A 22,713-nucleotide genomic window follows, 5' to 3' on the forward strand; every position below is an offset into this window, starting at 1 on the left:
GTACTACGATGTATTTTTGTTGTGATTGCACACCAAAAACGTGTACAGTACCAACAGAGATAGCTGAGTACTACGATGTATTTTTGTTGTGATTGCACACCAAAAACGTGTACAGTACCAACAGAGATAGCTGAGTACTACGATGTATTTTTGTTGTGATTGCACACCAAAAACGTGTACAGTACCAACGTAGTATAAAACCAAAACAAGGTCATTGTGGTTGTGATTGCACACCAAAAACGTGTACAGTACCAACGTAGTATAAAACCAAAACAAGGTCATTGTGGTTGTGATTGCACACCAAAAACGTGTACAGTACCAACTACAGCCAAGATAACGTAGTAGTTTTTGATGTTGTGATTGCACACCAAAAACGTGTACAGTACCAACATAAAGGAAAACAAATTGCTTTAAAACCTTGTTGTGATTGCACACCAAAAACGTGTACAGTACCAACAAGTATGCTGAGCAAATAGATATTGTTCAGGTTGTGATTGCACACCAAAAACGTGTACAGTACCAACACCATCCTATTGCGTATCGTAAAGGTTGTAGTTGTGATTGCACACCAAAAACGTGTACAGTACCAACCATTTAAGTTTACTGATGTAGAATTTATAGGTTGTGATTGCACACCAAAAACGTGTACAGTACCAACCTCTACATTTGCAGAGGTCAGATGTACTATATTTACTAGGGTGCAATGCCTTTTATACTTCTAAAAAAAGGCTTATCTCTTCTTATATTATTTCTTTTAAATACTATTTTTTTCATCCTAGTTTGCATATTTCTCTTTAATAGATCTGAATATCTCCATATAATACTCAGCATAGTATTCATTATCACTAATCGATCTATAATTATTTTCACAGAAATCAAAGAACTCCTTAATCGGCAGTTGGTTGTGAGCAAACTTATTACGGATATAGATTAGACTATACAAATCTTGCTCTACTTCCCCAGCTTGTCCTAACTGTATAATCTCCTCTTTTTTAAACTTGACGTCAGTTGATAATATAAGCATCTCTCTTACATCCATACCTATAGGCAGTAAACCCTGAAGTACATATTGTTTAAAGTTCTCATTACCTGATTGTTTTAAAGACTCTTTATTCGCTACTTGATTATAGACGCTACACTCTATTTCTTGTACCTCTTTTAAAAGCTCTTTGCTTCTAATAGACTCATAATTATCAAGCTGACGTTCTATTACATAGAGTTTCTTACTATCTACTTCATTCGATAAATAAGCACTCCAGACTATGTCCGACTGATAAGTAAGAAACTCTTTTACACGACTATCATTCTCATATTTTCTAAAGTTGCCTATATCTTTTAGTTTCACCTTATCTATACAAACCAAACCTTCGCATAATTGAAGGTCAACGACCTTGTTCCAAATATAGTTTTTATTACGCTCCTGTGTATCCTTAGCTACTTGTTTATTCACTATACGCTCCTCTTTAGTTTGATAGAGCTCATTTAAGCTTAAACGGTCGTTAGATGATAATTTCAATACTTCTTCTAGCATATAATTCACCATCATCAGTGTGAATACATCATTCTTCTGCTGTTGCTTTATTTTCTTGGATACTTTAGCCTTTTCTCTTTTATCCTCCGTTATTATCTCATAAACTTCTGTATCATAGAAGTTCTGATAGTTGCTATTCTCTTTATAATGTACGAACCAATCAGCAAAGTCTTCCTTATGCTGTTGATAGCTTTTGCCTTCTAACATCGTAGGTTTATTATCCATAAAACCACGTTCTATAAAGAGTGGCATAGATAGAATGCGTTCTACTTGTTTATCTAAAGAAACTACAGTGTAGTTAGACTTTTTTAAGAAAGTAAAACACTCTTTACGAACCGTTTTAAACTGTGGAGTTCCTATACTATTCTTTACTCTTGTGATGACATTCTCTATATATCCTAACCTTGCTTCTAAATACTTATTCAGAAAATCAACTAATGTTCTTGACTTCCGAACTAAATCTATTAACTCAATAGGGTAATCCTTGACCATCACCATATCACTAAGAATTAACTCCAAATCACTTTTACTTGTATCATAATAAGCAAAGAGTTTCTGTAGTTCGGTATGCTGATATCCCTTCCACTTAGACTTAAACTCCTCTGTCATAAAGCGTTTAATATCATTGGCTAACCATACTCCTATCTTTCCTTTTTCAGCATTAAATAAAAGGTGTTTCCTTTTTCTACTTTTATCAATATTAAATTTTGTACTAGATGTATAATTATAATCTTCTGCTCTTTGTTTCTGTTCTAGGATTAGCTTCTCTATCTCCTCTTTATCACGAACTAAATCTCTAGTTATCTTATCAGTATCAGTATCTTTTAAGTCGTTGTCCTTATACTTTTTTAGTATTTTAGTCTCAGTATCTTTACTAAGAATCTCATTTATCTGTTTACCTATTTGGTCTATTAGCTTTGCTTCTACCTCTTCAGGAGTTTTCTTTAACTCCGCATTATCTGTTAATAAAGAGAAAAGCATTGAATGTATATCATTCATACTTAGATATGCAATAGGTTGACCAGTGAACACTAAAGGTTTTTCGCTTTTTACATTATCATTTGCTTCTATTATTTGTGTAATAATATCATATTTACTAGCCTTAGTAGCAGACCTCTCTTTAGGGTTTAATGACTTCCTAGCTCCTTCTAAAGCTGCCTTCTCTTTATATTGGGTATCTCTAAGTTTTACATAGATACCTATCTTTCCTGCATTCTTTTGTTCACCTTGATGCTGAAGAGTATGCTCTTTAGGGAAGTCATAACTCGGGTTAGGGAATAAAGTCCATTTATTATCTAACTCCTCCTTATCCTGCTCTTCTAACGAGTGAAAATAACTCGCTTTAGCACTATTTATATCTTTTAAGCGTGCAAATACTGTTACCTTCTCCTTGATTATCCTATCTGATTCTACTTTCCCTAACTGTTTCGTTCTTCTATCGTGTACATAATCTCCTAAATGTACTTGAAATCTCAACGTAGGGAAATCAAAAAACTCATCTAAGAAACGAATAGCAAAATAGTTAAACCTGTCTTCATAGCGCTTGCGAATCACTGGGTGAATTACTCTTGACAGATCATCTGTTTCTACGTCATCCTCATAGTCTTTATAATACTCATTCCAGTCCTCTATAAAACTATTTTGTTGAGTTGTTGATAAATGTTGATATACAACATTCGGCACTTTACTCAGCTCATCTATCATTTGCATCAGTAGCGTTTCTTTTACCCCTTCTTCTGATGTACGTATCTTTTGTTTTAATCCTCTATAAGTATGAAAAGAATAGATACGCTGTGTAGCCATATATTTAATGCTATTACCACTTTCTCTATCAACCTTTCCTTTAAAGCCTGTCAAATTTGCCTTTAGACTATCCATTTCTTTATTTGTCAGAAAGAAAGACAACAGATATACAATACCTTTCTCAGAGATATTTAAAGCAAAGTCAGGATCATTACTTTTATGATGGTTCTTCTCAAAATAAGCATCCGCACCTTTTGCTACTACCGTCTCTTTATCTTTATCTTTATCTTTATCATTAATAAATGACCAAAAAGCCTCATTATATATCGCATTGAGAATATCCTCTCTTTTATTAGCTTTAAACCTAGTATTCTTCTTCTCTATCTGCTTCTTTTTATACGCCTCAATCAGAATATCTAGTTCAGCTGCAATAGTCTCTTTTAAAAACTCTTTGGTTTTATCTGTTTTTAAATATTTATCTTTCACATGGAGCGCTGTTGACACGAATGAACTATTTAAGAAGTCCAATACCTTATTTTCTATCACTATATCACTGTGGTGATAATGTGTGTAAAAATTACGCAACTGGTCAACTGCAGTTACTAAAGAGATAAGCATCTCTCTAAACTGTCTTATTCGTTGAGAAAGAGTAAGGTCTATGGTTCTATTTCGTTCCTTAATACTCTTCTTATCCACTGTTTCTAAAATAGGAAAATAACTTGCGAATATTGCCACACGTTTTTCAAAATCACTAATACTCAACTCATCTTTAAAAACATGAATAATATAATTCTTTAAATTACCATTATCTCGCTTAGCTAGTTTACCAAAAGTATTTCTCTTGTTTACCTCCTCAAAGACCTCATAAATATTATTAGAAGCAAGATTAAAATATCCCCCAAAGAAGTATTTATCTGCTATTTTATGAGAATAAAAACGGTTTTGCTTTTCTGTTGTATCTGTAGTAAGTATATCTTTCATATTCGTCTTTTTATTATTTATTCGTTTGGTGTACTCTATCAGCATAATAACACCCGAACACTGTTATAATCATCTTTTTTCTCAACCAATTTGCTACTGGTACAGCGATACCAATAATAACAGCAAAAAAAGCTATCTTAAAAACAATCTCACTTAAGACATCTTTTCCTACACTTGTTATCGTACTATAAACTAAAGCAATAATCAGAATTACAATAGACACGATCCCTAGAGTAAACATATTTCTAAAGAAGAAATACAAACTTTGGAAATTCTTTGCTTGTGCATTTTTGCCATTTACCTCTAAGTAATAATAAGCATAATCAAATAGGTTCTCTGCAGGTACAGCATTATTGGTATTAGCAGCTACCTCGTGTTTCTTATTGTGAAAATACTCTTGATTTAAAAAGGGAATTACTTGTTGGATATAATCATCTAGTTTGATCTCTTGGACAGACTTATAAATTATCTGGCGGTAGCTACCACACTTTAATAAGATATTAAAAGTGATAATATGAAGTGTTACTCCTATAAGAAGAGCGAATACTAAAGCTATCAAACTATTTGATAAATCCGATAGATTAAATAGAGTACCTGTACTTAATACATTGACAGAACACCAATTTAATAAATGAAGTGCTATACCTCCAGGAATAACAAAAGAGAACAGCTCGTAAAGAGAAAGTTTATCCATAATTTGTGATTAAAACATCTCTCCCAAGGTACAGAACAAACTAGTATTTTTAAAGACAAAAAATAGCAAAAATACATATAAGCAAAAGAATAAATGGCCTCATCATGATATGATACCAAATAAAAAGCTACCCTATAAATAGGATAGCTCTTTGCCTAATATCGACGACTTGGTTAGGGTTGTGCGCCTCTATAAGTTGAAAAGAAAAAAATTTTGGGTGTTTTGAACTCCGTTTTACTTATTGGCTTAAAAAAATAAAACTTCTATATTTTCTATACAACCAGAGTTTGTTGTTCCACATTTTAAATATACAACCATTTAGCAAAAAATCGCATGATATTTTTACACTACCCCAAATATTATTAAATTATAATTATTATCTGTTTTTTTAATTGTTTTACTATGTATTAAGTACATTTTATTAACAATAAAACAAGAAAAAAGGAATATAGATAAGACTTATATTTACCTCTTTTGACATATTATAGCACTTTTTACAATTCAAGCCTAAAAAAACAATATCGATGGAAGACTTTTCTTTTCTAAATCTCAATAAAAACACAGTTATAGAGACACATTTTAAATCCATATTTAGGACAACTCCTATTTTATTAAATAGTCCTAATATTCTCTTTTTTTCCTTTTTTCTCTCTGCAATTAAGACAACCCAAAAAAACAAAAAAGGGCTCCGCATACTTAAATGCGTTGCCCTAATATATATATACAAAACAGGAGTTTTTATTTTTTCGCTTCTAAAAGGTATTTATAAATAAGCCCTCCTACTACTGCTCCTAGCATAGGGGCTGTAATAAACAACCAAAGTTGAGGCACATACTCTCCTCCTACGAAAATAGCTTGTGAAATAGAGCGTACAGGATTAACAGAAGTATTCGTAATCGGGATAGAAATCAAGTGAATCAACTTCAGTGCCAACCCAATAGCAATACCTGCAAACTTAACATTGGCTCTCTTATCTATCTGTAGCTCCTAAAATAATTACAACAAAGAAAGCTGTCAAAACAAACTCTGTGATAAAGGCAGAAGTCATACTAAACCCATTGGAGATAAGTTTCCATAACCGTTAGCTGCGAATGCTCCTGGAGTACTGGGATCTATACAACACATCTGACTTCCCTTAAAGATTAAAAACAAAGTAGCAGCGGCGGCAATAGCCCCTAGTATTTGAGAACCGATATAAGGCAAAATCTCTTTAGCTGAAAATCTCCCTCCCATATACATTCCGACAGAAACGGCTGGGTTAAAATGTCCTCCCGAAATATGTCCTACAGCATAAGCCATAGTCAAAACGGTAAGACCAAATGCCAATGACACTCCCATAAATCCTATTCCCACATCAGGAACAGCAGCTGCAAATAATGCACTACCACATCCTCCTAATACTAACCAAAAAGTCCCAAAGAACTCTGCAAAATAATTGCTCATAGCAATTTTAATATGTTTACTATTAAGACCTCTAGAATAAGCGAAGTCACATAGTGCGAACATTCTTTAACACCAATACAGAGAATATGATTTTACCTTAATATCATGTTAAAAAGAGGAGAAACAAGAACATAAAAAATTACAGATAGAATATCCCTATAATTACGTGCTCTTTTCAATTATCAACTTTATAAGACTTTAACTTTTTTACACTCCCTTTTCTCAAGGTTAAAAAGAGTATTTCTTGTCTCAAAAACAGAAATTACACAACAAAAAACAACAATTGTATAAGTGTAAAAATAAAAGTGTTTTTACGTCTGCAAAAATCATTTAAAACCTATCTATATATTTAAAAAACAAGTATCTTTGTCTCATCGTTTTGAACAATTCAGACATTAAATGAAGAAACACTTATCCATATTATTCCTATTCTTATCCTTCCTAGTGACGGCTAGCCCTATTATAGAGTGGTCTTGCACAGAGGAGGTGATGACTTGTGGTATGGAGATAAGTAATGATGGTGGTATGTCTTGTTGTGGTGGTGATATGGAGCAAGGTTCTCGCAGTATGGATATGAATATGCCATGTTGTACAGTTGCTTCACGTGTATTAGTTACCATAGCAGAGTTAAAAGTACAAACGCCAAAAGTTGTTCAAGACACAAAGGCTAAAACAGCCAATATTAAATCACAATGGTTTAACTCTAACTACTTAGAGGACTTAAAATCTATTGATTTAGTATCTGTTTCTCCCCTTTCTGTTTCTGTTTCTGGATTTAAGTATAAAGATATAGACCCCTTGTCTTATATCTGTATTTATCGTATATGATATTCTAAAAAAAGTAACTAGTTCACACCTATACCTTTAGGTCACTTTTATATTAGTTACTTTATCCACACCATTTCACTCTATTACTAGATAAGAAAGTATTATTTAAAGTACTTACCTTACTATGTACACATAGTAAGTATATAGCAACATAAATACTTAAATATTCGTTCTTAAGAAGTAATAGTACCTATCTGTGGATCAAATGATAATTACCTTTTTAGTTATCATCGCTAATTTATTTTTATCGGATTTTAGGTTTATAAATAATGTCTAAGCATATGGCATACCTATTGTTGCATAAAATAAAGGATTAGCAGATGTCATTTATTAATACAGTATAATATATATCTTATGCTTAATAAAATCATTAAGTACTTCTTACACAATAGAGTAATCACTCTATTACTACTGGTAGTAGTTATTGTATGGGGACTAATAACAGCTCCATTTAACTGGCACCAAAATATGTTGCCAAGTGATCCTGTGCCAGTAGATGCTATACCTGACATCGGTGAAAACCAACAGATCGTAGCAACCGAGTGGATGGGGCGCTCTCCTAAAGATATTCAGGAGCAAATCACTTATCCGCTAACGACTTCTCTACTGGGTATTCCTGGTGTAAAAACAGTGCGTAGTAGCTCTATGTTTGGGATGTCGTTTATCTATATCATTTTTGAAGAAAATGTAGAATTTTACTGGAGCCGCTCGCGTATCTTAGAGAAACTAAACTCTCTACCTGCTGGTACATTACCAGAAGGAGTTATACCTTCATTAGGTCCAGATGCTACTGCTCTTGGACAAGTATATTGGTACACACTTGAAGGGCGTAATCCTGAGACAGGAGAACCTACAGGTGGATGGGATCCAGACGAGCTACGTACAGTACAAGATTTCTACACTAAATATAACTTATCTGCTGCAGAGGGAGTGTCTGAAGTAGCCTCTATCGGAGGATATGTAAAAGAGTATCAGGTAGAAGTGAATCCTGATGCGATGCGCGCTTATAACGTATCTGTAATGGATGTGATGTCTGCGATTCAGAAAAGTAACCTGGATATCGGAGCAGAGACCATCGAAATTAATAAAGCAGAGTACTTAGTACGCGGTCTGGGATACATTAAAAATGTCAAGGATCTAGAGGATGCTGTAGTAACAGTACGAAACAATGTTCCTGTAAAAATTAAAGACGTAGCCTTCGTTAACTTAGGGCCTGCTACACGTCGTGGTGGTCTAGATAAAGAAGGTATTGAAGCTGTAGGAGGTGTTGTAGTAGCTCGTTATGGAGCTAACCCTATGCATGTGATTAGTAACGTAAAAGCTAAAATAAAAGAGATGGAAGCTGGGCTTCCTCAAAAAACACTTGCCGATGGTACCATATCTAAAGTAACCGTAGTTCCTTTCTATGACCGATCAGGATTAATACAAGAAACAATAGGCACATTAGAAACAGCCTTAGCACACGAGATATTAATCTGTATCATCGTAGTGATCGTACTTGTTATAAACTTGCGCGCGTCAGTGATTATCTCTAGTATTCTACCCATAGGTGTACTAGCGACTTTCATCATTATGAAGTATATGGGGATAGAAGCCAATATCGTTGCTCTATCGGGTATTGCTATTGCTATTGGAGTTATGGTAGATGTTGGCGTCGTCTTTGTCGAGAGTATCATCAGGTACATGGAAGAAGAAAAAGCCCAAGGAATACAAAGTAAGGGAATAGCCTTTGTCAATCTTATTACCAAAGCGGTATCAGAAGTATCAGGCGCATTGTCAACAGCTATGCTAACCACGATTATCAGCTTCTTACCGGTATTCGCAATGGAAGCGCAAGAAGGAAAGCTATTTAAACCCTTAGCTTACACCAAGACCTTCGCTCTATTATCAGCATTTATCTTAGGGATCATCGTGCTTCCTACGATAGCATACTATGTATACTCTATTAAAATAGACAAACAAAAAGTACGCAAAATAGCCAATTATATCTTAGCTGTAGCAGGTATAGGACTGTGGATATACACAGGTGAGTTTATCGCTGTGACACTAACATTAGTGGCTATTAATAATCTGTTTACAACAGGCTGGAAAGGAGATACAATAGCGAATTATATCAATGTAGCCCTTACCCTATTTGTGGCTTTATACTACCTTACAGTAGAATGGCTACCACTAGGGACGCAACAGAGTACAGGACTAAACTTTGTCTTTGTATTCTTAGCTATCGGATCTATATTAGGTGTATTGTGGTTATTAGTGATTTACTATGAGCAGATCTTAAGATGGGCACTTACCCACCGTTGGAAGTTCATGAGTATTCCTATTCTAACATTAGTATTCGGAATGCTAGTATGGTTAGGTGCAGACAAAAGCTTTGGTTTTGTAGCTAAAGGCTTTGAGACTGTGGGATGGAAATCATTTAGAGAAACTGCTTTTTGGCAAAAATCAACAGAGACCTTCCCAGGTATTGGACAGGAGTTTATGCCTAGTCTTAACGAAGGATCATTCTTACTGATGCCTACAAGTATGCCTCATACAGGTATTGAACAGAACCTTCAGTTTATCGGGACACTAGACAGACGTATTCAGAATATTCCTGAAGTAGAATTAACAGTAGGTAAATGGGGACGTGTAAACTCTGCTCTAGACCCTGCTCCTACTCAGATGTTTGAGAATACGATCAACTATAGATCAGAGTACATCCTAGATGACAATGGACATAGACAGCGATTTAAAGTTAATAAACAAGGAGAGTTTGAACTCATCAATGGAACTACCTATAATGTAGAAGATGGTTTTAGACTTATCCCTAGAGATAGTTTAATTATGGACAAAGACGGTAAGTTCTTCCGTCAATGGCGTCCTGAGATCAAAAAGGCGGATGATATCTGGCAAGAGATTGTCAATGTATCTCACTTGCCTGGACTGACCTCTGCTCCTAAACTTCAGCCTATCGAGGCAAGATTAGTGATGCTATCAACAGGTATGCGTGCGCCAATGGGATTAAAAGTATCAGGACCAGATTTAGAATCTATAGAAGTAGGTGGAAAAGCATTAGAAGCGGCGCTTAAAGACATCCCTTCTATTATGCCTTCTACTGTGTTCTATGATCGTGCGGTAGGTGCCCCTTATGTAGAGATTCACCTAAACAGACATAATATGGCTAGATACGGAATTACGGTATCTGACCTGCAAGATGTAATCGGTGCTGCTATCGGAGGAATGGCCTTGACCACTACTGTAGAAGGTCGTGAGCGATTCCCAGTAAGATTGCGTTATCCTAGAGAATTAAGAGATAACCCAGAAGAACTAGCAAAAATGCTAATCCCTACTGCTACAGGAGCTCAAATTCCTTTAAGCGAGGTAGCAGATATAGAGTATGCTAAAGGTTCACAGATGATTCAGAGTGAGAATACCTTCTTACTTGGTTATGTCATCTTTGATAAAATAGAAGGAAAAGCAGAAGTAGATGTAGTACACGAGGCAGATAAGCTATTACAAGCTAAGCTAGCCTCTGGCGAACTTACCCTGCCAAAAGGAGTAACCTATAAGTTTGCTGGTAATTATGAACAACAAGAAAGAGCTTCTCAGCGATTACTATACATTGTACCACTGAGTTTATTAGCGATTCTTTTGATTCTATACTTCCAGTTTAAAACGATTGCAGCATCGCTTATCCACTTCTCAGGAGTGTTTGTAGCCTTTGCAGGAGGTTTTATCTTATTGTGGTTATACGGACAGCCTTGGTTTATGAACTTCTCTGTTGGAGATATGAATATGAGAGACTTGTTCCAAATGCACAATATCAACCTGAGTATAGCAGTCTGGGTAGGTTTTATCGCTCTATTTGGGTTAGCTACTAATGATGGAGTACTAATGGGAACGTATATACATGATACCTTCGAGGCTAGAGACCCTAAGACTAAAGAAGAAATTCGAGAAGCGGTAGTATACGCAGGATTAAAACGTGTAAGACCAGCAGCGATGACTACTGCTACTGCTCTAATCGCGCTTCTTCCTGTGATGACCTCTACGGGTAAAGGTGCAGAAATTATGGTACCCATGGCTATCCCTACATTCGGAGGAATGCTAATACAGTCCATGACCATGTTTGTAGTACCCGTATTCCAATGTTGGTGGAGAGAATGGGCAATTAAGCGTTCCGCTTAATTAATTACGAATTAAGAATTAGGAATTAAGAATGGTTGCCCTACGGGCATTATATACACACTGTCGGCACACAATACACTAAGGTAGAGACGCATTTAGCCAACACGCCACCTGTCCCATTCACTAAAAATGTCTACTAGACATTTCTCGCTGCGCAAAGTCTCCCGACTTTGAGCAACTTAAACGAAATATGATGGTGTGGATTTCCAATCTGTGACTATACTCGCTGCGCAAAGTCTCCCGACTTTGGGCAACTTAAACGAAGTATGATGGTGTGGATTTCCAATCCGTGACGACATAAACTGTGAACTGTAAACCGTAAACTAAAAAAACAATGAACAAAAATAAAACGTATATATATTTAGCTTCGGCCTTCTTAGCAGTGACTAGCTTCACTGCTACGGCTGTAGCGCAGCAGCAGCCTAAAGACTCTTTATCGAGCTATCTCAATGTAGCCATAGAGAATAACCCGGGAATCAAAGCACAGAAATTTGCTCATGAAGCCTTTTTACAAAAGATTCCACAAGCAGGTGCTTTTCAGGATCCAGAACTATCTATGGACTTCTACACAGAGCCTATGGATATTGTCGGTGGACGCTCTATTGGTAATGTAAGTATCATGCAGATGCTTCCTTGGTTTGGTACCCGTAAGAGTGCCCGCATAGAAGCTGGTCACATGGCTAATATGCAAAATGAGCAGTACAAAGAAGTAGTTGATAATATTACTTTACAAGTACATACCCAATGGTATGCCATGCAAAAGTTAAACGAGCAATTAAGAAATAATGAAGAGAATAAAAAACTCTTACAACAATTAGAACAATTAGCTCTTAGAAAGTTCTCTGCTCCTTCAAATACAGCAAAACCAAGTGCAACCCCACAAGTAAGCACTAAGACTGCCTCTACTCCATCTGCTTCTGCATCAGGAGGTATGGGAGGAATGAGTATGGGTGGTGGCGCTACTGCTAGTAGCGCACCAGCAATGTCTTCTTCTATGGGATCTGGTGTAGGTATGAGCGAAATGGGCGGCAGTAGCGCTTCAGGGATGTCCGATGTATTGCGTATCGGATTAGAGCTTATAGAGATAGAGAATAATATCGAAAGCTTACACTCTCAATTAAAAGCAGAAAAAGCAAAATTCAATGCTCTTTTAAACAGAGAAGCAAACCATGAAGTAGTATTAGGTGAAATAGAGAAAACTTCCTTTATCTATGGAGAGCAAGATGCTCTTCTTGCCATAGAGGCTAATAATCCTATGCTTTCAATGATCACAGAAGAAGGTCTTGCCTATAAAGCAAAAGCAGAAATGGACAAGAAAATGAGCTACCCTATGATAGGGCTTGGATTGCAGTATATGATTATCGGAAAGACTAATGATAAAATGCTGGCTATGGGAGATATGAATGGGAAAGATATGATTATGCCGATGGTAACAGTTAGCCTTCCTATCTTCCGCAAAAAGTATAAAGCTCAACAAGAAGAAGGTAAACTATGGTGGAAGTCTAGTGATCAGAAGTTCGAAGACACTTACAATACTTTAAAAAGTGAGTATTATGGATACAAAAGTCAATTAGATGATGCCGAACGAATTGTCACCTTGTATGAGAAGCAAACTACATTAGCTGAGACGACCTATAACCTTATTATCAAAGAATTTGTAACAGGTAAAAGTGATTTAACCAATGTAATACAAGTACAACGTCAATTATTAGATTACCAATTAAAAAAAGCAGAAGCAATTGCTAACTACAATACCATGGTAGCTTCTATCAAAAAATTATTAGCAATACGTGACAACACACAAAATATTTAGGCAATGGACAAAATAAGAAATATATTCAAAAACAATATTGTACGTTATAGTGCAATATTACTTGTAGGGTTATTATTAGGATGGATGGTCTTTGGTGGTGCAGGATCGCATCAGCACAATGGAGAACCAGCTACTACAGAAGAGGGAAATACGGTATGGACTTGTTCTATGCACCCGCAAATCAAAATGGATAAACCAGGGAAATGTCCTTTATGTGCTATGGACTTAATTCCGCTTAAGTCTTCTGATGGTGGTGATGATGCAATAGACGATCAGGCAATCCAGATGTCTAAAGAAGCAGTAGCACTAGCTAATATACAGACTACTGTGGTAGGGCATCAAGATGCTGTAAAAGACATTCAACTCTATGGAACCATACAAGTAGATGAGCGATTACAACAATCTCAAACTTCACATGTCAATGGTCGTATTGAGAAATTATATGTTAACTTTACAGGAGAAGCTGTAAAACAAGGACAACTAATCGCTACTATCTATTCTCCTGATTTACTAACCGCTCAACAAGAGTTATTAGAAGCCGCTAAGTTAAAAGACTTACAGCCCTTATTATTAGACGCAGCTAAAGAGAAATTGCGCATTTGGAAGATGTCTGAAGCTCAAATAAGCAAAGTCTTGAGCACAGGGAATGTTTCTCCTTATGTATCTGTACACGCGAATACAAGTGGTATTGTCGTGGCAAAAAATGTTAACCAAGGTGATTATATCAGTCAAGGAACTGTGCTGTATAATATTTCTAATTTATCTAAACTATGGGCTGTATTTGATGCCTATGAGAATGACCTTCCATTTATCAAAGAAGGAGATGTATTAGAATATACATTACAGAGTTTGCCCGGAGAAGTATTTAAAGGAAAAATTGCTTTTATCAACCCTATTATAGACGCTACTTCTAGAACAGCTAAAGTAAGGGTTGAAACAGATAATAGAAATAATAACCTTAAACCTGAAATGTACGCAAGTGCAAAAATATCAGCTCCTTTAAAACAGTACAATAAGGAAATGGTCATTCCTAAATCTTCTGTACTATGGACTGGTAAACGCTCTGTAATCTATGTAAAACAACCCAAGACTGCTACTCCTGCCTTTAAGCTAAGAGAAATCGTATTAGGACCTTCACTTGGAGAGAATTATGTAGTAATGTCAGGATTAGAAAATGGAGAAGAAATCGTAACCAATGGGGTATTTACAGTTGATGCCAGCGCACAGTTAGAAGGAAAACGAAGTATGATGAATAATGATAATGCTCCTGCTGCTACAGGTCACGCTAATCATGGTAATGATCACAGCACTACAGCAAGTGCTAATCTAGAACATGCTATGCTTAAAGTAAAAGGAAACTGTGACCTGTGTAAAGAGAGAATAGAAACCGCTGCTAAAAAAGTAAAAGGGGTATCTACTGCTTCTTGGGATGTAAAAGAAAAGGTACTACACCTTAATTTTGACAAGAAACTAACCTCTAAAGCAGCTATATCTAAAGCTGTAGCCAAGGTAGGACATGATACAGAACTAGACAAAGCTACAGATGCAGATTATAAAGCCTTACACAGCTGTTGCCAATTCGAAAGATAGTAAGTCGCTTCGCTCAAATTAAGAGTTAAGAATTAGGAATGGGTGCCTTTTAAGGTATTAGATACTTAGATAATGTGATGTGGTTTGTCCAAAATGTATATACATGTCTATAACAACACACAAAAAACAGAAAAAAGAATGTAGACCTACTCTTCCTTCTTTTTTCTAACTTTACTTTATTGAAAACAAGAAACAGCAAACAAAGGACCGAGCGTTAAAAAAATGTCCTGTAAACAGTTTTGCCAATAGAACCAGAGGCCGCAAAGACAACAATGTTGTTGCAGATTTATAATCTGTAACTTAAAATAAAAAGAACAAATATCAAATAACAATCAAATGAAAAAAGTAATTTTAAGTTTTGCAGTATTAGCTTTCACACTTACTGCATGTAATGACAAAAAACAAGAAACAACAGCTCCTACGACAGAAGAACACGCAGGACATGATCACGATGATCACACTACAGCTAGCGCTGCTGAAAAAGTAACAACAGTAAAAGAATCTAATGTATTACAATCTACTCTTGATGCTTATTTCTTAGTTAAAAAAGCACTTCAACAGGACAATCAAGCAGAAGCTGCTACGGCTAGTAAAACATTAGTAACTAATCTTAATGCAGTAGTAACAGAAGATGCTAAGGCAAAAGAACTAGTGAAAGAATTAGTAGAAACAGCTACTAAGATTGATACAACAGACATCAAGGTACAAAGAGAAGAATTCGAAGACCTAACAGAAGACTTAGTAAAACTAATCAATACCGTTGGAACAGACAGAGTAGTATTTGAACAATACTGCCCAATGTACAACAACGGTGAAGGTGGTCAATGGCTAAGTGATGTAGAAGACCTATCTAACCCATTATACGGTTCTTCAATGCTTAAATGTGGTGCTAATCAAAACAAAATCACATTTTAAACTAAATAGACTTATAGTCTAAATAATAAAAGGCTGTCCGAAGTGGACAGCCTTTCTTTTTTTAATCTCTAGTGACAATCATCGTATTTATGCTTGTGCTTTTTATTGTGTTTATTTTTATACTTATTACTCTTTTTGTAGTGATGTTTTCTCTTATAGTCATAAGGGTGATAATGTCTATAATTATAATCCCCTGTATTCCATTTCTCGCGTTGCTCTACAGTTAAGATATTACCTATTTGTATTCTGATTTCTTTGTATAGTTCTTCTCTTTTACGATCTAAATCATACTGCTTATAATGCTTAGCACTAGCCCAATGATTATATCTTGTCTCATAATCACTTTGATACTCTCTGATCTTTCTCCACTGATTATCTTTTAACCCCAGAGTAGACACATCATCATACACTATAGATACTAATCCCCCCAGATCAATACCGATACTAGTACCACTTACTTTAGTCTGAGCACTAGCCAAAGAGACTATCAACATAAAAGCCCCTAAAATTACTTTCTTTTTCATATTGCTAATTGTTTTAATTTCAACCTATTATTTTGTTAGTAAGGCAAAATACCACTTAATAGCAAGACAATATTCAAACTAGAGCCTCTATTTTTAAAAAATACATAACAAATGAAATCAAATACCGCAATATTTCAAAAGATATTCACTAAACATTAACTATTGTATCATACTGTTTTTTACTGCTTCTAGAACTGAATTATTTCTAAAGAATAATGTCTTTAAAAAAGAACATTCCATTTAAAACACAATCCAAACTTAAAAACACACAATATAAAACACTATTAACCATAAATTATTTAATTATAAATATTTTTTAACACAAAAAAACATTAAATCATTAACTTTACAACAAATAATATTCTAATCAATAAAACTAATTTTCATAATTGTTCTTATACTCTTTACTTTAACTATTACAAAGCGTTAGAATATTGAAATAAAGATGGAATGAATGCCTTTAGTAATTTTGATAACACTCAACTCAGTTGAATTTCCATACAATTTTATATTCAGAATTACCAAAAGGCAGACATCCATTACTTGACAAAAAATACTTCTTTGACCTACTAATACTTGTTTTTACGATAAGTGAAGTAAAAACAAAAAAGCACGAAGGTTTGCCTTCGTGCTTTTACTATATATAACTATCTTCTTATCTTTTTGCGATGCGAACAGTCTTAGAAAGGTTGTCTGCTTTTACCTCTACTATATAAATATTAGAATTAAGACTTGCCATATTAATGCTCACTCTTTCTTGTTGTACAGTCTCAAAACTACTTAACACTAGACGTCCATTTATATCATACACCTTCATATCGACCACCTTGCCATTGTATGTCTTATCTAAAGACACATATAGATCATCCACCACAGGATTAGGCCATAACCTTATCTCTTGCTTTGTCTCTACTTTACTTTCTTGTAAATCGTCAAACTCCCCTACAGTACTAATTAGAGAATATTCTTGTTTACCAGTTTCTAACTTTCCTTTATGAGTGACCTCGATTACATAGGTTCCAGGCTCCACATCATATAATTCTATCTTTTCAATATTATCTACATTATTGACTCCTTGGATGGCTCTAAGGTCATTAAAATCCTTATTTAATTTCCACGGATAATAGGTATTCTTCCCTTTTCTAACCACTACATCTAGATCATTGACTAGGTCGCTATTATTTCTTTTATAGTTCTCATCCGAGTTTTGATATGTTACAATACCAGGTGGATCCGTCCAGGCCAAGGTTACCACCATCTTACTCATTTTCTCACCTACTTGGATTTCGTGAGTATATTTTTGTTGTTCTCTTAATTCATTCTCTACAATAGAAGTACTTCGCTTATCCTTAGCCGCTAGCATCACATCTACACCAGCCTTGGCATTGATTAGCCCCCAACCAAACAAATGATCAGGTCCTGCTGCACGTCCTGCCTCATCAGCCGTATGTGCCATCAACGCGCGTAACGTCGCCGACTTAAAAGGCATATTAGCACTAGAGGTGTGAATAGCCCACTCTTGCCATAAGGTAAACACTCCACTAACAGCAGGAGCCGCCATAGATGTACCATCACTATAAGCATATAGGCTAGTCTCAGCCGCTCCATAAAGAGGATTCGGATTGCGATAAGCCGCAGAAACCACATCTACCCCTTTTGCCGAGATATCAGGCTTTATCCTAAAGTCATTAGTAGGTCCTTGACTGCTAAAGCTGGCCAGCACCACATCAGAAGGCCCAGTATATTGAGCCACCTCTCTTACAGCAGCTACCACCACAGCATTCTTAGATACAGATGAATCGTTTAACAAATCACAGTTACAGTTCTCCTTCTGTCCCCCTCCATAGACATTATAGTGAAACTCCCCATCATTACCCGCTGCTATCACAGGTTGATAATAAGCAAATAAATAAGCTACCCGGTCAAATTCTCTACTGTGCTCAGAATAAACCCCAAAATTCCTTATCAAACTAGGCTCATTTAAATACCCATAATCATCAAAGTAGTTATACCCATAAGAATGATTACTAACTAATATCCCTCCAGAGGCCATTTGCCCCATCTTGCGGTAGTCATTATTCCACGAATAACTTACTAGTTTTGCTTTAGGAGCTATACCTTGAGCTTTGTTATTATATCCTAGCCCCACCATCGTTGCTCCAACATGAGTTGCGTGAAAACGGCTTTTTTGATACCCTTTAGCATTATATTGTGTCAGAGAAGGAAGAGACTCACCTAGTGTTACACGCGATGTCGTATTAGAAATTGTTGTATAAAACTCTTGATGGGTATCTAATAAAGGTAGTCCGTCGATAATCCCAACTGTCATCCCCTCTCCCTCTAAGTATTGATTAACGCCAACCTGCTTTTGGATAGCATTCACTCTCGCTGTTAATCTAGAACCATAGTTCAGGGTAGACTTATAAAGCAAAATCCCATTTTTATCTATACCACTAATCTCAAAATAATTCCCTCTGGCATTTATCCCACTTGTTGGCAGATTTCTTTTCTCAGCCTCCAGAAAAGCCTCTTGTTTATTTAGAGCAGCTTTTGTTGTATATGCATTAATTTCTCTAGTTGCCTTTTCTAAATCATAAGTAGCCCTTACTGCACTACGCGTAGAGATTGTCTGCCCATAATGATCATACACCCCTAAACACAACAATGCAAAACCTGTTACTATTATTTTTCTCATACTTTCTATACCTAATAGGGACTAAAATTAACAATTTATTCTTATCTAAGAGGCTGATTCAAGCTTTTTATTTATATCTATTCTAAACTAATGAAGAAATTCAAATATTTATAAGGGATATCTCCTTAATGATATTATAAAAAACGTGAATTCAAGCGTGAATTCAAGCGTGAATTCAAGTTATAAATGCAACAGCATTTATTTGTTGAATCTAAGAAAATAAAAACCTCTCTTATAAAAGAAAGGTTTTTTATTAGGGTAAGGTAAAAGGTTATTTATTTTTTGGGAAAATATAAATAAGAGTGATTAATAAGGATAGTTCCTCTTGTACCTTACTCCTGACAAAAGTAACAATAGAAAACATTCATCCTTTACGGGAAACCGTAAAAGCCTATTTTTTATTATCACGGACCTAATTACGCGACAAAAAACACAAATAAAACATTCTCATTTTTAACTAAAATAATCTATATATTACAAAAAATCGCTAGCAAGGATTTACACCTAAACTCCAATACAACTGAGAAATAGACATACAAAGGGGATTAAAAAAGAAAACCCACCAAAAGGTGGGCTCTTATAAAAAAAGCAATAGAGTTTTTATAAGCGATAGTAAAAGGACGAATTGTTATCAATTGTTTTTACTTCTCTATTGCTGTATTAATATTATTCTATTTTATTAATGTTAAGTTCTATTACTCCACACGGATTTCATCTATGCAAACTGACTAACGATTACGCACCTTCTGTTCCCATTTCCAGGCACTCTCTAGCGCCTCTTCTAACGACAATTCTGTCTTCCATCCTAGCACTTCATTCGCTTTGGTAGTAGAAGCATAAGCCTGGGTAATATCACCTTCTCTTCTAGCTACAATTTTATAAGGAAGCTTAACTCCTGATACTTTTTCAAAAGCCTGAATAATCTCCATTACAGAAGATCCTTTCCCAGTCCCTACATTAAAAACCTCTACCTTATCTACATTCTCTTCTTTTATCAATCTATCTAGTGCTGCCACGTGCGCTTTGGCCAAGTCCACCACATGGATATAGTCTCGTATACAAGTACCATCAGGCGTATCATAATCATCTCCAAATACAGACAACTCCTGACGCAACCCAATAGCGGTTTGTGTAATAAACGGAATCAAATTCTGAGGAACTCCATTAGGAAGCTCCCCAATTAAAGTTGAAGCATGCGCCCCAATCGGATTAAAATAACGCAATAATACTGCGCTTATATTACTTACACGAGTCACATCTGTGATAATATCCTCCCCGATTTGCTTAGTATTCCCATAAGGAGACATGGCCTTTTGTACTGGAGCCTGTTCTGTAATTGGCATTACAGCCGCTTGCCCATACACCGTACACGAAGAACTAAAGATAAAATGACTCTTCTCTTTCTTATCTAATTCTTTTAATAGATTCAGTAGAGGAACGATATTATTCTCATAATACATTAAAGGCTTTTCTACACTCTCACCCACAGCCTTTGAAGCCGCAAAATGAATCACTCCTGTAATACCCTTATAATCTGCAAAAAGTTTACTTACTCCAGCTCCATCTCTTAGATCCAACTCCACAAACAAAGGGCGTACTTTAGTAATCCCCTCGATACCATCTAGTACCTCGATAGAAGAATTAGATAGATCATCTACAATAACTACCTCATATCCTTTTTGCTGTAGCTCTACTACGGTATGAGATCCTATAAACCCCAATCCTCCAGTAACTAATATTTTCATTTTTTTTACAGTTTATCTTTTTCTTTAACCATCAAAGATAGTCTTTTTACCTTTTTTAACAATATCAAAATGTCGAAACTATCTTTTTTTTGAGTCAACACCTATTTTGAGAAAACTGGGAACTTCCAATTAAGAGTTAAAAATTAACAATGTGTGCCTTGGCATTAAATTACATATAGCCTTTTCTCTATTAAATTATTCTAAATACGCACTACCGCTTAATAAAATGAAAAAAGCCATTGTCTTAAGACAACAGCTTCTCTATAATCTGTGATAAATATACCCTATACTGGTAGGGTAACAATTTCAAATTTTAAACTCCTTAAAACAGACTCCCATTCTCTAATATCACCTACTCAGTTCTAGATAAAAGCGATGCCGCTTCATTATCCAAGATATACTCTACATGAGACAATCTTTGTAAGAAAGTAGCAGGTATATCAGCGGAGATTTCTCCTTCTAGTGCTTTTTTTATAATCTCTGCCTTGCGCTGGCTTAGCGCCATTAAGATTACCTCCTTAGCCTGAGTGATGGTTTGTACCCCCATTGTGATTGCCTGTGTAGGTACTTTATCCTTGCCTCCAAAGTCGTCCTTTGCATCCTCACGCGTAATATCATTCAGGGTTACCAGACGTGTTCTAGACTCTAGTATAGCACCAGGTTCATTAAATCCGATATGACCTGTACGACCAATACCTAATAATTGCAAGTCAAGCCCTCCAAAGTCTACTATCTTCTTTTCATATAACTCACAGTACGCCTGTATTCCCTCTAGCGATAAAGTCCCATCAGGGATATGTACATGTTGAGGGTCAATATCGATATGGTTAAACAGATTGCTCTTCATAAATGACACATAACTCTGGTCATCTATCGGCAAGATTGGATAATACTCATCTAGATTAAAGGTAGTCACATTTCTAAAGCTCAATCCCTCGTCCTTGTGTAAACGTATTAACTCTTTATACACCCCTTTTGGAGTAGATCCCGTTGCCAATCCGATAATCGCACGGTCTCCCTTATTTTGTTTTTCTTTTATAATTTTAGCTATACGCTGTGCTACATAAGCCGAAGCGATATCTTTATCCTCATATACCTTGATAGCCTCCCCTTTGCTATATGTAATTTCTTGCGTTTTAAATAATTCGCTCATCTATCTTTTTCCTTAACAACAATAAACAATTTTATTCCCTCCAATTCCGATATCTTTTCCTAAAATATAGCAACAACAAAAACACCTCTATATAGGTGTTTGCTTCTTATTGGAGTAATTTTGATTCTGTAAATATAATCATTTATCCCTTGCGATGTTCATCACATTGGGTGAATATCTTGCTTTTTTGAGTAAAACAACTACACAGAAGGTATGACCTAATAAAATGAAACAAAAAGCCATACTAGAAGAATTAGGAATTATGAATTGTTTGTATACCGCATCGGGCATGTATATCACGTTTATTTGGCGCACAATACACATCACCAAATAGTGTAGGTAGGATAACAAATAGATAGAAATACAAAAAAAGCAGTAAGTTTGCATCACAACAAAACAAAGTCTAAAATCATGAAAACAGGAATAACCTTTAGTCCTTTTGATCATTTACATGCAGGTTATGTCAAAATGCTAGAAGAAGCCAAAAAACAATGTGATTACCTAATCGTAGGATTACAGACTAATCCACATACAGATCAAAACTATAAAGGGCTTGCATCTCAATCACTAGTTGAGCGATATATCCAACTCAAAGGATGTAAATACGTAGACGAGATTGTTCCTTATATCACAGAACAAGACTTAGAAGATATTATGCGCTCTTATAAAATTGATGTTCGCATCATTGGAGAAGAATACAAAGGTAAGGACTTTACAGCTAAAGACTATTGCTTAAAAAAGGGAATAGAGATCTATTATAATAAAAGATAGCTTTACAAAATGAATATTCCACTGAAAGTGAACAGCCTATTCCGGTGTGAAAGTGAACAGTCTATTCCAGTGTGAAAGTGGACAGTTCTTCGCCTTGTTTTTTAGTAGTATAAATAT

The 22,713-nt window shown here is 35.5% G+C and carries 12 protein-coding genes, 1 pseudogene and 1 CRISPR repeat array; of the genes and pseudogenes, 6 read left to right on the forward strand and 7 right to left on the reverse strand.

All coding sequences use genetic code 11. The features are described from left to right. Nucleotides 1-18: 18 nt before the first annotated feature. Nucleotides 19-658: a CRISPR direct-repeat array (repeat unit 37 nt; unit sequence GTTGTGATTGCACACCAAAAACGTGTACAGTACCAAC). 117 nt (nt 659-775) lie between these two features. From cas13b to aqpZ, 3 genes and pseudogenes are all read right to left on the reverse strand, one after another. Further along, entirely contained in the window at nt 776-4,255 is a 3,480-nt protein-coding gene (gene cas13b, locus RT228_RS17265; RefSeq protein ID WP_286420827.1) for a type VI-B CRISPR-associated RNA-guided ribonuclease Cas13b, read from the reverse strand. 13 nt (nt 4,256-4,268) lie between these two features. Continuing rightward, nucleotides 4,269-4,949 (reverse strand): CRISPR-associated protein Csx27, encoded by a 681-nt coding sequence (gene csx27, locus RT228_RS17270; RefSeq protein WP_006261415.1) that lies wholly within the window; start codon nt 4,947-4,949, stop codon nt 4,269-4,271. Between the two features lie 738 nt (nt 4,950-5,687). After that, nucleotides 5,688-6,392 (reverse strand): annotated as a pseudogene (gene aqpZ / locus RT228_RS17275) (aquaporin Z). Nucleotides 6,393-6,791: 399 nt separating this feature from the next. On the opposite strand from aqpZ, the gene RT228_RS17280 reads away from it, so the two are divergent. The 5 genes from RT228_RS17280 (at nt 6,792) to RT228_RS17300 (ending at nt 15,708) form a co-directional block, all read left to right on the forward strand. Beyond that, on the forward strand, nt 6,792-7,220 hold the full coding sequence (locus RT228_RS17280; RefSeq protein WP_006259953.1) for a hypothetical protein: 429 nt from the start codon (nt 6,792-6,794) through the stop codon (nt 7,218-7,220). 354 nt (nt 7,221-7,574) lie between these two features. After that, nucleotides 7,575-11,390, forward strand: coding sequence for an efflux RND transporter permease subunit (locus tag RT228_RS17285; RefSeq protein WP_313139072.1), 3,816 nt, complete (start codon nt 7,575-7,577; stop codon nt 11,388-11,390). 334 nt (nt 11,391-11,724) lie between these two features. Continuing rightward, nucleotides 11,725-13,203, forward strand: a complete 1,479-nt coding sequence (locus tag RT228_RS17290) for a TolC family protein (RefSeq protein WP_225581798.1) — start codon at nt 11,725-11,727, stop codon at nt 13,201-13,203. 3 nt (nt 13,204-13,206) lie between these two features. Next, nucleotides 13,207-14,793: an efflux RND transporter periplasmic adaptor subunit gene (locus tag RT228_RS17295; RefSeq protein WP_006259950.1), complete on the forward strand. Its 1,587-nt coding sequence runs from the start codon at nt 13,207-13,209 to the stop codon at nt 14,791-14,793. A 336-nt stretch (nt 14,794-15,129) separates the two neighbouring features. Next, nucleotides 15,130-15,708: a DUF3347 domain-containing protein gene (locus tag RT228_RS17300; protein WP_313139076.1), complete on the forward strand. Its 579-nt coding sequence runs from the start codon at nt 15,130-15,132 to the stop codon at nt 15,706-15,708. A gap of 68 nt (nt 15,709-15,776) precedes the next feature. Here RT228_RS17300 and RT228_RS17305 read toward each other — a convergent pair whose 3' ends face one another. The 4 genes from RT228_RS17305 to nagB all read right to left on the reverse strand — a co-directional run bounded on the left by RT228_RS17305 (nt 15,777) and on the right by nagB (nt 21,825). After that, nucleotides 15,777-16,232: a hypothetical protein gene (locus tag RT228_RS17305; RefSeq protein ID WP_286432499.1), complete on the reverse strand. Its 456-nt coding sequence runs from the start codon at nt 16,230-16,232 to the stop codon at nt 15,777-15,779. A 655-nt stretch (nt 16,233-16,887) separates the two neighbouring features. After that, nucleotides 16,888-18,927: a S8 family serine peptidase gene (locus tag RT228_RS17310; protein ID WP_313139080.1), complete on the reverse strand. Its 2,040-nt coding sequence runs from the start codon at nt 18,925-18,927 to the stop codon at nt 16,888-16,890. Nucleotides 18,928-19,655: 728 nt separating this feature from the next. Further along, nucleotides 19,656-20,672 carry a UDP-glucose 4-epimerase GalE gene (gene galE, locus RT228_RS17315; protein WP_313139082.1) on the reverse strand — a complete coding sequence of 339 codons (1,017 nt, stop codon included), beginning with the start codon at nt 20,670-20,672 and terminating at the stop codon, nt 19,656-19,658. Nucleotides 20,673-21,024: 352 nt separating this feature from the next. After that, entirely contained in the window at nt 21,025-21,825 is an 801-nt protein-coding gene (nagB, locus tag RT228_RS17320; RefSeq protein WP_313139084.1) for a glucosamine-6-phosphate deaminase, read from the reverse strand. A gap of 411 nt (nt 21,826-22,236) precedes the next feature. Here nagB and RT228_RS17325 point away from each other — a divergent pair, with 411 nt between their 5' ends. Further along, entirely contained in the window at nt 22,237-22,596 is a 360-nt protein-coding gene (locus RT228_RS17325) for an adenylyltransferase/cytidyltransferase family protein (protein ID WP_196228610.1), read from the forward strand. Nucleotides 22,597-22,713 lie beyond the last annotated feature (117 nt).

This window comes from Myroides sp., from assembly GCF_032073645.1.
Lineage (GTDB): Bacteria > Bacteroidota > Bacteroidia > Flavobacteriales > Flavobacteriaceae > Flavobacterium > Flavobacterium odoratimimum.